Source organism: Chitinophaga sp. 180180018-3 (assembly GCF_037893185.1).
Taxonomy (GTDB): domain Bacteria; phylum Bacteroidota; class Bacteroidia; order Chitinophagales; family Chitinophagaceae; genus Chitinophaga.
This window is the reverse complement of the sequence record NZ_CP140772.1, coordinates 7,624,647-7,637,104: the sequence shown is the minus strand read 5'-3', so window position 1 is coordinate 7,637,104 and position 12,458 is coordinate 7,624,647. Positions and strand designations below refer to the sequence as shown.

The window sequence follows — 12,458 nt, the reverse complement described above, 5'->3', positions numbered from 1 at the left end:
AGACTAAACTTAGAACCATACTGCCAGTGACGCAGTAATAGCTGTATTGGTATTTTTCATTTCTGTACCCTTCATAAATGTTTTATCCTTTCCGCTGAATGTTCTGCCTTCCAGCCTGAACATAACATGATCTACGGGTGTAAAATCAAGGTTCAGGGAATATCCTGTTGTCTGGAATCCATCCGGTGTACCCGTGCTGATGACTACACCATGCCGGTCGTTGTAGTGCTCCACACGGCCCGCCATCGCGAATTTGCCGGTAAAGGCATATCTCGCTATAACAACCGGGCTATACCAGCTGTTCAAATCAGAAGAACCTTTTGCTTTCTGTTGCAGCCCATAGTCAAATCCTGCTATTAAACTGAATTTATCTGTTATGTTAAAGGTACCATAAACATTGTTAAAGTAGCGCATCTCACGCACACTATCCGGCAGGTCATTTCCGACATAGGTGCTCCAGTTCAGCAGTATTTTATCAGACGGCTTAAAGGTGATCTGACTGCCGAAGGAAGGTGTCTGGTTACCATCCACTTTTTTGATCCGCTGCCATCCGTTGAGGTACATAATGGCAAACGACCATTTGTCGTTAGGCGTCCACGTTACTTTGGCGCCGGTTTCATAGTAAGGCGAATTTTCTCCCAGTATGCTGCGGGTCAGGGTATAGCAATCCTTCCCGATAGCGCTCTCAAAACCGATGTGGGAAGGCATGACACCTGCATCTATCCAAACGTTCTTTCCAACCCGTATGCCAACGTTGGCTTCGTATACATACTGAAAGATCCCCGGTTCTGCCGCCAGGTTATACTGGGCGTAGGTACCGGTCATCAGGCCAACATTGGCTCTAACCCGGTCCGATGTGTAATTGGCCTTCACCATTCCCAGGTTCAGGTTTAATTCGTTGTGCCTGTTGAAATTGTACAGGAACCCCGGTTTGGTGTGATTTGCGGGATTGTTGAAATCATAGCTGTAATAAGCTTCCGCATAACCTGAAAAAGTGATCTTTCCTTTCTCTTTGTCTTTGTCCTGTTGAGGAGCTTCCTGGGCAAACATGGTAATAGCAGCTGCCAGGGCTCCTGCCAGTAATAAAATTTTCTTCATGTTAAGTTGACTTTAATATAGGCTCAATGTGATAATCACTGGTGATCCGGTGTACAGACCACCAGTGGAGAGCGTTCTCATAGGATGTTCACAGGTTAAAGGAATAAACGGACAGCGCCTTCTTACTTCTGATCGTCCAGCGCTATGTTCAATTTTAACACATTAACCTTTGCTACGCCCAAAATACCGAGCACTGGTTTTTGGGTATTGGCATCAATCAGCTGTTTCAGTTTATCAGCAGCTATTCCTCTGGCTTTGGCCACTCTTGGCACCTGCACATATGCTGCAGCAGGGGTCAGATCCGGGTCAAGACCGCTGGCGGAAGCCGTAACCAGCTCCGCTGGTATATCGGCTTTTTTTACATCCGGGTTATGCACGAGGAAGGTATCGATGCGCTGTTCCACAGATTTCAGGTACTCGGGGTTACCGGCCGATTTGTTGGATCCGCCGGAACCGGCTGCATTATAATCTACAGTGGAAGGGCGGGGCTGGAAGTATTTATCGTCAGTAAATTTCTGGGCAATATTTTCATATCCTACTACTCTTCCGTTATGCATCACTTTGATGCCGTCGCCCTTACCCGGAGCCATTTTGGCGATACCCGCCAGGAACAGGGGATATAAACCGCCCAGCAGTACAATCAGCAGCAGGGTGAGTTTTACGGAAGGCCAAAGATATTTTTTCATCTCTCTATAATTTTAAAAATCTGTTTAGAAGAATTACATGAACAATGCTATCAGCATATCAATGATCTTGATACCGATGAAAGGCGCTATAATACCACCTACGCCATATATCAGCAGGTTCCGGCGAAGCAGTGCGCTGGCGCCGATCGGTTTGTAAGCCACCCCGCGCAATGCCAGCGGTATCAACATCGGAATGATGATGGCGTTGAAGATCACCGCGCTCAGGATAGCCGATTCCGGGCTATGCAGTTTCATGATATTGATTCCCTGCAACGCCGGGATAGAGGCCACGAACAAGGCAGGTACGATAGCAAAGTATTTGGCTACGTCGTTGGCAATGGAAAACGTAGTGAGGGTACCACGGGTCATCAGCAATTGTTTTCCGATTTCCACGATTTCAATCAGCTTAGTAGGATCGTTATCCAGGTCCACCATGTTACCGGCTTCTTTTGCAGCCTGGGTACCACTGTTCATCGCTACTCCAACATCGGCCTGTGCCAGCGCCGGTGCATCGTTGGTACCATCGCCCATCATCGCTACAAGGCGGCCCTCGTTCTGCTCTTTACGGATATAGCTCATTTTATCTTCCGGTTTTGCTTCGGCGATAAAATCATCCACACCTGCTTTGGTGGCAATGTATTTGGCAGTAAGCGGGTTATCACCTGTTACCATCACTGTTTTAACTCCCATTCTGCGCAGACGGTCGAAACGCTCGCTGATACCGGGTTTGATGATATCCTGTAATTCTATTACGCCCTGTACTTTACTGTTAAGCGCCACTACAAGGGGAGTTCCACCATCTTTGGAAATAGATTCTACTCTGGCTTTTGTTTCATCCGGGAAGTTGAATCCTTCTTTCTCTGTCAGTCTTCTGATGGCATCATAAGCCCCTTTGCGAATGCGGTTACCATCCGGCAGGTCGATTCCACTGCTGCGTGTTTCGGCGGTAAATTTCACCAGGCTCGCACCACTTACAGACAGTTTGTTCACCACCTCTTTTCCGGCCAGCTCCACAATGGATTTACCTTCCGGTGTTTCGTCGGATAAAGAGCTGAGTGCGCAAAGGCGGATGAACTCTTCCTGGGAAATGCCGTTGGTGGCATAAAAGTTAGTGGCCTTACGGTTACCGATGGTAATGGTACCGGTTTTATCCAGTAACAGTACGTCGATGTCGCCTGCTGTTTCCACGGCCTTACCTGATTTGGTGATCACGTTGGCACGCAGTGCACGGTCCATACCCGCGATCCCGATGGCTGATAACAGCCCGCCAATGGTAGTAGGGATGAGGCATACAAACAGGGAAATGAAGGCCGCAATCGTAATTGGTGTCTGTGCATAGTCCGCAAAAGGTTTCAGCGTCACACACACAATAATGAACACGATCGTAAAGCTGGCTAACAGGATCGTCAGCGCAATTTCATTCGGTGTTTTCTGCCGGCTGGCGCCTTCTACGAGGGCGATCATTTTATCCAGGAAAGATTCTCCCGGTTCAGTGGTCACTTTTACTTTGATATGATCGGATAAAACCTTGGTTCCGCCCACCACGCTGGATTTATCGCCGCCAGCCTCTCTGATTACCGGCGCACTTTCACCGGTGATGGCTGATTCGTCGATGCTCGCCAGGCCTTCTACAATTTCTCCATCGGCCGGGATAATATCGCCCGGGTCGCAGACGAAGATATCGCCCTTACGAAGGGAAGAAGAGGATACGATCTTGATTTCGTTGGTGAAGATCTCTCCGATCAGTTCTATTTTCTTGGCAGGAGTTTCTTCTCTCGTTTTACGAAGACTCTCCGCCTGCGCTTTACCACGTGCCTCCGCGATCGCTTCTGCGAAGTTGGCAAACAGCACAGTGAGGAAAAGTATAACGAATACGGCTATATTATATGTTGCACTGCCCTGATCCCTGTTGCCGGTGAACAGCGCATATAACGCTACCAGCAACATTACGGCGGTGCCTATTTCCACGGTGAACATCACCGGGTTTTTGATCATCAGTTTCGGATTCAGTTTCACGAACGACTGTTTCAGGCTTTCCATCACCAGGTCTCTCGGAAACAATTTATTATCATGCTTCATGGTAGTCAGTCATTAAAAATTTACAGGGAAAAATACTCTGCGATGGGGCCCAGCGCCAATGCAGGGAAATAAGACAACGCAGTAAGTATAATGATCACTGCAAAGGTCATAGCACCGAATGTCAGTGAATCTGTTCTCAGCGTACCGGCAGATTCAGGTATATATTTCTTGGATGCCATCAGTCCGGCAATAGCCACTGACCCGATGATCGGCAGGAACCTGCCCAGTATCAGTACGAAACCGGTGGTCACATTCCAGAAAATATTACCATCTCCCAGTCCTTCGAAACCAGATCCGTTGTTCGCATTGGAAGAGGTATACTCATACAGCATCTCAGAGAACCCATGATAACTCGGGTTGTTCAGCCATGCAGAAGGCTTCATAGCCCAGTCCATATCCGGGTGATGGGCCACTACCCAGGACGACAAGGCTGTACCGGCCAGGATCAGGAAAGGCGACAACAGCGTAATCAGCGCCGCTATCTTCACTTCCCGGGCTTCCAGCTTATGCCCCATGAATTCAGGCGTGCGGCCGACCATGAGCCCCGATATAAATACAGCGATGATAATGAAGATGTAATAGTTAAGGATACCTACCCCGCAACCACCGTAGAAGCAGTTCAGCATCATACCCAGTAGCTGCATCATACCGGTGAGCGGCATGGTACTATCGTGCCAGCCACATATCGACCCGGTGGATATAATAGTAGTCACTGTACTCCAGTAACCTGTAGCGGCTGCGCCGAAACGCACTTCCTTACCTTCCATGGCCCCGGTAGCCTGTTGTATACCCATTTGGGCAATGCGCGGGTTCCCCGCTACTTCCTGTTGTATAGAAGGGATCAATAAACATAACATACCTATGGTCATGATCCCGAATATGACGTTGGCAAATTTCCGCTTCTGTATAAACATACCCAGCGCAAATACCATCGCAATCGGAATAACTACCTGTGCTACCATTTCTGTCATCCAGGTAACATAGTTGGGGTTTTCCAACGGATGTGCAGAGTTGGCCCCAAAGAAGCCTCCTCCATTGGTTCCCAGGTGCTTGATAGCCACAAAGCCGGCTGCAGGGCCACGGGAAACATTCACGGTATCACCCTGCATGGTAATAACAGTATCCTTACCGGCGTAGCTGGCGGGCATACCATTGAATATAAAAATCAACCCTATCACCACGCTCAGTGGTAATAAAATACGGGTAATGGTTTTCAGGAAAATATCCCAGAAGTTACCCAGCTTCGTAGTGGTTTTTTCCTTCATCGCTTTGAACACAACGATCAACGCGGCAATACCTGTGGCAGCGCTTACAAATTGCAGGAAAGCCAGTACAAATAACTGTGTAAAATACGTTACGCCTGTTTCTCCGGCATAATGCTGCAGGTTACAGTTTACAACGAAACTGATGGCGGTGTTAAACGCCAGATCTGCTGATTGCCCTGGATTTCCATCAGGGTTCAATGGCAACTTATCCTGGAACATCAGGACAAAGAATGCATAAACGAACCAAACCAGGTTAATAGTGAGCAGCGCTTTCATGTGCTGTTTCCAGTCCATTTCCTCTTTAGGATCAATGCCTGAAATTTTAAAGAAGAGACGCTCTACGGGCGACATAAAATCGGACCAGGTCCGGTCGCCCCTGAATACTTTTACAATGTACCTCGCAAGGGGCCAGGCAAGTAACAGCGTGATACCGTAGGTGGCAATGACGCCGAGAATTTCTGTTGTCATTTTTATAGTCAGTTAAATAAGCTTAGCGTATAGGCCTGTTCAGAACTTCTCAGGTTTTAACAGTACATATATCATGTAGCCGAAAACGAAAAGAGATAGAATAAATAATGCGTTCATCATATGAGTTAAATTTAGTGTCAGATCTTTTCGAAATAGTCTACGGATTTGAAGAATAAAGCAAAGCAGGCAAGGCCGGCAAGTACCATCAAAATTGTCATCATAAAAGAAAATTTAAAGCGCTATAGTTTGTAAATGTTGTATTCTGATATTTCTCAGGGATAACGGTAGTAATTCCTTATGCTTGCCACAAAGCAGGGGAGACAACGTATACAGGAAAGCACTTTCAATGGCATTACGCAATACACTGCTTCCATTATGATACAGTACTCCGGCCACAGTAAAACAACGTTTCACTTCCTGTAATTGTTCGTTCCGGATCATCCGGCCGGTATAATCCGCAAAAGTGTGTATCACTTTACTGATCGGATTTTTAGGAAGCTGTTCTCCGGTAAATGTGAATCCCGGAATCTGCAAACTGATTAACTGGGAGATTTTCGAGTCTGGTAACATACGGATTTGTTGTTTGATACAAAGACAGCAGAGCCAGCGGAGTGCCAGTATAAGAGATCCAGGGGAAAACAACACATAACCAATTGTAAATAAATAACTTAAATTATTTTTTCGGGAGATGTTAAAACGGGACAGTCTGCTCTGACCATGCAAAAATGGTAGGGTGGTTTCAAAAGGTGAAAAGCATCCGGATTAAGGCGATGTCTAAAAACAAGAAACCCTGCCTGAATTTATTCGATAAACTCCGGCAGGGCTTCGCTCAATAAAAGCTAAAGGCTAACTAAACAAATACAACACATCTTCTTTCGTCAGCTTCTTCACAAATCCGCTATCGTCGGAAATAATCTCCTTCACGAGCGATTTCTTCCTTTCCTGTAATTGCAATATTTTCTCCTCCACCGTATCCTTACAAATCATCCGGTAGGCGAAAATATTCTTCGTCTGACCAATACGATGGGTCCGGTCGATGGCCTGTTGTTCTACCGCCGGGTTCCACCAGGGATCAACGATATATACATAATCGGCCGCCGTCAGGTTCAGACCCACACCGCCCGCTTTCAGGGAGATAAGGAATACGCGGCATTCATCATTATTCTGGAAGTTCTGTATCGCCTTCTCACGCTCAACGGTAGAAGTGCTTCCATCGAAGTATTCGTAAGGAATCTTCAGATGCTGCATCCGGTCGCGGATAAGGCCCAGCATACCCAGGAACTGAGAGAAAATCAGCACCTTGTGGTTGCCGATATTCTCAGTGATCTCACGGGTCAGCTCATGCAGTTTCACGGAGTGGTTCGGGTACTGCTCCGTATCATTCAGGATAGCAGGGGAGTCGCAGATCTGGCGGAGTTTCATCAATCCCTGCAGGATGGTTAGCTGCGACCGTTCCATACCCTGATCTTCGATCACGCCCAATATTTTTGAACGATAGGTATTACGGTAAGCATCATAGATATGCCGCTGCTCTGCATCCATTTCACAGAAAATGACGGTTTCTATTTTTTCCGGCAGATCTTTCGCCACCTGTTCCTTGGTACGGCGCAGGATAAACGGATAGATCAGCTTACGTAAATGCTCCTTCCTTTCCTCGTCCTGGAATTTATCGATAGGCGTGGCAAACTCGTTGCGGAAAAAGTCGACACTGCCCAGCATTCCCGGGTTCAGGAAGTTCATCTGTGCGTAGATGTCGAACGTGTTATTCTGCATCGGCGTACCACTCAGCGCCAGCCTGTTCTTTGTTTGCAGCAGCTGCGCAGCCTTGGTCACCTTCGACTGCGGATTCTTGATCGCCTGGGATTCATCCAGGATCACGTAGTCGAAATCCAGTTTCATCAACAGCTGTATATCGCTGCGCAGGGTACCATACGTAGTGATAATAGCATCGTATTTCATCAGCTCTTCTGAGGCCTTGAGCCTGGCAGGGCCATGATGGATATGATGCCGGATATCGGGTGTGAATTTCTTTATTTCGTTCTCCCAGTTATAGATCAGTGTAGTCGGACAAACGATCAATGCCAGGGTCCTATCTGCATTTTTATTTTTATAATACTGCAGGAAGGTCAGGGCCTGAATGGTTTTACCCAAACCCATATCATCTGCCAGGATACCGCCCCACTTAATATCATCGAGGTAGTTGAGCCACTGGAAACCGCTTTCCTGGTAAGGGCGCAGAGTGGCTTGCAGGTTATTCGGGAGGGCAATATTGCGGATTTCATCGAACTGCAGCAACTTGCGGCGTTTTTGCTCCAGCTCCAGCACAACGGCTTCGTCGTCAATGAACTCATATAATTCATCGATAACGCTGAAGTTGTATTTGCTGAGCTTCAGCCCTTTGTCTTTTTCTTCTCCTACCTTGAACAGGAGCGAATACTTGCGCAGCCATTCTTCCGGCAACAGGCCCAGCGAGCCATCGGCCAGCTGTACGTAGTTTTGCTTGTTGGCCAGCGCACTCTTGATATCCTTGATACTTACTTTCTGATCGCCGTACAATACTTCAATCTGCGCATCAAACCAGTCGATGCCGGAACTGATTTGCAGATTAGTGACTGGTTTATGCGAACTGAATTTGAAATTCCGCAGGGAATCGAAACCGAATACCCTCACATTCATTTCCTTCAGGGCATCAAAGAACAGGAAAAACCAGTTATTCTTCAGTGCATCCTTCGCACGCAGATAAAAATAGTTGTGGTTATCATGCTGCGCGAAATTCGTATGCAGGGTACGTAACTTATTTACAAACGCCTCTTCTTCCTCTTTGTTCCGATGGATGATCATTACCTTGTTGCCTTCCTGCACCGTAATCCTGCTCTCATCGTTCCATTCCACTTCCTGGCCTCTGTAGGCAAATCCCGGCTGAATGATAAATGTTTCGCCCAGCTCTTTGAGGAACACCCTCGGCTCGGGTAACGTATCCTTTACTTCTGCAAGCAGGCCTTTATCGAACTGAATATCATACTGACGGCTTAGCGGCAGCAGGTAATCTTTCAGGTATACCGGCCATTCGTTATTTGGAATGCGGAGTTGACCATTTTGCCGGAAGAGCTCCACATGCAGGGCATCCTGCGGACTTTCAAACAGATAGATCACCTGTTTGTAAAGGAACAGCAGGGGGCTGCCCCACTGGTTGTTCGCTACATTCACTTCCTCTCCTTCGATGGAAACAAAACAGCTGATCTCCACATGTGTATCACCAGTATGTGTTTTGATGATCAGTTTCAGTCGTTCTGCACCAATCCGCAGCAGCTGTAAGTTCTTAGTCTTGAAGGCCTGCCGGTCGGGCAGTTCAAATACCAGCCCGTGTTCGGCCAGTTGCGGGAATAGTTTTGCCAGCTTTGGATGCAGGTATTCCAGCATCAGCTCTTTCGTTTCGGTAGGCAGTTCTTCCGCATTTTCATGCGTAATATTCTCCCAGATACCGGCAAAAGGCGAGTTCTTACTCAGGAACTTGCTCACTTCATTCCCCTGCAGTTTGCGTACAGGTGCAATCAGTTCCCGGTCTTTCTCTTTGTACTGGTAAAAGTCGATGTATTTAGAAAGATCCAGTTTGCTGGCCAGTGATACAAAAGCGGTTTGCTCCTCATTCACTTCGCCGCTTACCAGGTCTATTTTAAAATAAGGATAAAGGGTTTCGTTGGCATTGAACACCGCTGCCAGCCGCTGGCTGATGGTAAGGGTTTCCTCCGGCGGAGGAGTAGCGGTTACCTGCTGACGGCTGGAAGCAGCACCATCCACTCTTTTGATGGAGGGGTCCAGCACCCGCAGGAATGGCTTGCCATCCATATAGGAAAAGGCAAACTTTCCATCGAGGTCGTCCGTCAGGGAATAACCATATAACGATAACAACTTATTTTTTTCCTTGTCCCAGTTGCGAAGGGTATCGAAATAAAATGGTCCGTTCTTTTGCAGCAGCTGCAGGAACAACGCGGCTTTATGCACACAAAGGGCATGCTCCGTTTCATCGCAGGTGCAATGTGTATCAAAAAAACGTTCCTCATTCCGTTGTATGATCAGCGGAAACTCTTTACCATCCAACGTAAGCACTGCTTCCACTTTTTCATCTTTGGCAGCGTTGATTTTTGCCGGCGACTTTTTAGCTATTTCCTCAGCCTGGGCCAGGATAGAAGCGGAGGTGAGCAGCTTGATGGTTTTAATATCGATAGACTTCATTTTCACCAGCGTATGCTGCTGGTCGAACTGAGAGTCGAAACTTTCAAACTGGTTTTTATCCAGCATTTCCTGGAGCTGGAACAAGGCAGCAGCTTCGTGCCGGCATATATCCCCGAGGTTATATGGGCACTGGCAGCGGATCGACATACCGCTGGTTTCTCCATACTTATTGATGGAAACACGGTAATAATTGGCATGTGTGTCGCTCTTTACGCGGAAGGTCGCTGTTTTCAATACCGGGTCTGCCTCAATCAGTTCAACACCCCCGGTGGAAAATATACGCTTCCCCCTGCGGATCACTTCATCAGTGCCGTTGTTGTAAACATATTTTAGCAAATGGGGCAGCGACATACTAAACGTTATTGCCTGCTTTTCCTTATCAGCAAAAAAGGGTTAAAAAAACATCAAGCTGATAAAAAGGCAATCCACAAAAGTAAGCAGAAAATTTCTAATAACCCGCGGCAAACCGGTTAACAAGTCATTAACCGCGGTTCCTGCAGCCAGGCCAACTGCGGTGATGCTTCAACTTATTTTCCACCACCCATAGACGATTGTTTATCAATCATTTACCGAATGTGCGCTTTATATCTTTCCAGAGAAAAATCTACCGCCTCACGCGCACCGGTGCGGATATATTTTCCAAAAGCGCCATACATCGCATCATACTGCAATGGTTTTAATGCAGCGTGTACCTGGTCAATCTCGCTGGCCGGCAATGGGATGTTGTTTGGATAACTGTACATGATCGATACTGTTTTCCGGTCGGATGATACCTGGATCACATCTCCCACCAGCAGCATCCCTTTACCTTCCGGGGTATACAGCACATTTCCACCAGGGAAATGCCCGCCACAGAGTACGAGTTTTATGCTATCCCAAAGAGGCAACTCCTGGCCATTCCACAAATGAATCACTTCATCATGGTGTTGCAGCCACGATGCGTCCAGCTGGTGTACATACACCGGCACCTTGCCGAAAGCGTGGCTCCATGCTACGATGGTGGAAAAATAATGTGGATGCGAAATAGCGATAGCCTTTATTCCGCCGAGATGGTTGATCAGGTTTATCGTAGAGGCGTCGAGGTTAGCCACACAATCCCAGAGGATATTCCCCGATGGGGTAACCAGTAAATGAGCCCGCTGCCCGATTGCAAATTCCGGTGTGGTGTAAATGGCGTAAAGCCCTGGTGCCACCAGTTCTATGATATTCCGGTGCGTTTTTTTCAGCTGTTCCAGGGTTGTCCAGCTTTGTCCATTAGGGTTTACGTACTGGCGGTCGTCTTCACAAATCGGACAACCTGCCGGCACCTCAGTGGTGGCATCATATTGCACCCCGCAGGTAGTGCAGAGGAAGTGCGTCATAATAACAGCTTTATACGCCTTCGGCTACCAGTTCTCCATTCCTGAATATGGGCAGCACGTTAGCGCCATCCGGTGTCAGGCAATAATGGATATCTTTCTCAAGGCCATACTTCGATAAACGCTGGTAGTGAGAGGCCTGTTTCATGAATGTATAAATATCGTGTTTAGCCGCATCATATAATGTTGCCGCAGCTATCGCCGAGTCGCAGTTCACGTTGAAATGCTCCTTGATACGGCTTACCACAGCACCGGCAAACAATGTATCTTCCATATTTGTGCGGTCTTTCCAGGCAGCACAGCCCAGAATCACGGGCTGCTGCTGTGCAATCAGGTAATCGCAAACAGCACTGATATTGGGAAAAGAACCCGTAACGATTTGTATGGCATCCTTTGCCATGTGCAATAGTTTGGTGCCGTTGGTCGTAGTCAGCACCAGTGTCTTGTTTTCGATAAACTCCCTGGGATATTCAAAAGGGGAGTTGCCATGTACCAGTCCATCCGCTATTTTGCCATCCCTTTCTCCGGCAGTGATCCCGCCTACAGCTTTGCCGATGTTCACACATTCTTCCACACTGGCAACCGGTATCACCCGGGAAGCACCGTTGTACAAGGCGGTGCAAATTGTAGACGTAGCACGGAGTACGTCGATGATAACTACAATACTGCTTTTTACATCAAATAAATGTAACAACGCCGGAGATAAACATACTTCCAGGCTGGGTTTGTTGTTGTCTGTCATGCCATTACTTTTTCTTTAATCAAGGATCACCCTCCATTTCTCACTCTCTGCATAATCCTTAATGATATCGTTCCTTTCCTGCAGGAGCCGGATCATATATTTTCGGAGATAGAAGCGCTCGAATACCTTTCCGAACCAGCCATAAGGCGTACCAAAATCCATCATGTCTATCATCACCGTTCCGTTATCTATGGATTTGAAAAAATGCTGATGATGCAGGTGGGTAAAATCGCCCTGTATCATCTCATCCGTAAAGGATTCCGGTCGCTGCATAGCGGTGATTTTTGATGTCAGCTCCCTGACTTTTCCCAGGTGCTTTGCCCGCCAGGTGACAGTTTCATTGTATGATATCAGGCCGTTGGTACGGCCTTTTATCGCTTCTTCCTGCCGGCGATGCATGCTTTTTTTGTGCAGTGTAATGCTCCTGCTCAGGTCAAAGACCCGCTCCAGAGGGGCATAGATAACGGTAGTTAAGTGGATAGTAGGCATAGATATGGCAATAAATATTAAAATCACGGAAAAGTGCCTG

At 47.4% G+C, this 12,458-nt stretch carries 9 protein-coding genes; all 9 read right to left on the bottom strand.

Annotated features, from left to right (window positions below; translation table 11 throughout):
- Window positions 1-9 precede the first annotated feature (9 nt).
- Window positions 10-1,098: a porin gene (locus UNH61_RS30245; RefSeq protein ID WP_326995762.1), complete on the bottom strand. Its 1,089-nt coding sequence runs from the start codon at window positions 1,096-1,098 to the stop codon at window positions 10-12.
- A gap of 122 nt (window positions 1,099-1,220) precedes the next feature.
- Window positions 1,221-1,784 (bottom strand): K(+)-transporting ATPase subunit C, encoded by a 564-nt coding sequence (locus UNH61_RS30240; RefSeq protein WP_326995761.1) that lies wholly within the window; start codon window positions 1,782-1,784, stop codon window positions 1,221-1,223.
- A 33-nt stretch (window positions 1,785-1,817) separates the two neighbouring features.
- Window positions 1,818-3,863 (bottom strand): potassium-transporting ATPase subunit KdpB, encoded by a 2,046-nt coding sequence (kdpB, locus tag UNH61_RS30235; protein WP_326995760.1) that lies wholly within the window; start codon window positions 3,861-3,863, stop codon window positions 1,818-1,820.
- 20 nt (window positions 3,864-3,883) lie between these two features.
- Window positions 3,884-5,596 carry a potassium-transporting ATPase subunit KdpA gene (kdpA, locus tag UNH61_RS30230; protein WP_339071595.1) on the bottom strand — a complete coding sequence of 571 codons (1,713 nt, stop codon included), beginning with the start codon at window positions 5,594-5,596 and terminating at the stop codon, window positions 3,884-3,886.
- A gap of 231 nt (window positions 5,597-5,827) precedes the next feature.
- On the bottom strand, window positions 5,828-6,166 hold the full coding sequence (locus UNH61_RS30225) for a hypothetical protein (protein ID WP_326995758.1): 339 nt from the start codon (window positions 6,164-6,166) through the stop codon (window positions 5,828-5,830).
- A gap of 276 nt (window positions 6,167-6,442) precedes the next feature.
- The gene (locus UNH61_RS30220; RefSeq protein ID WP_326995757.1) at window positions 6,443-10,180 is read right to left on the bottom strand and encodes an SNF2-related protein; all 3,738 of its coding nucleotides are present in this window, start codon (window positions 10,178-10,180) and stop codon (window positions 6,443-6,445) included.
- A 215-nt stretch (window positions 10,181-10,395) separates the two neighbouring features.
- Window positions 10,396-11,190, bottom strand: a complete 795-nt coding sequence (locus tag UNH61_RS30215) for an MBL fold metallo-hydrolase (protein WP_326995756.1) — start codon at window positions 11,188-11,190, stop codon at window positions 10,396-10,398.
- A gap of 10 nt (window positions 11,191-11,200) precedes the next feature.
- Window positions 11,201-11,929 carry a 2-phosphosulfolactate phosphatase gene (locus UNH61_RS30210; protein ID WP_326995755.1) on the bottom strand — a complete coding sequence of 243 codons (729 nt, stop codon included), beginning with the start codon at window positions 11,927-11,929 and terminating at the stop codon, window positions 11,201-11,203.
- A 15-nt stretch (window positions 11,930-11,944) separates the two neighbouring features.
- The gene (locus UNH61_RS30205; protein WP_326995754.1) at window positions 11,945-12,418 is read right to left on the bottom strand and encodes an SRPBCC family protein; all 474 of its coding nucleotides are present in this window, start codon (window positions 12,416-12,418) and stop codon (window positions 11,945-11,947) included.
- Window positions 12,419-12,458 lie beyond the last annotated feature (40 nt).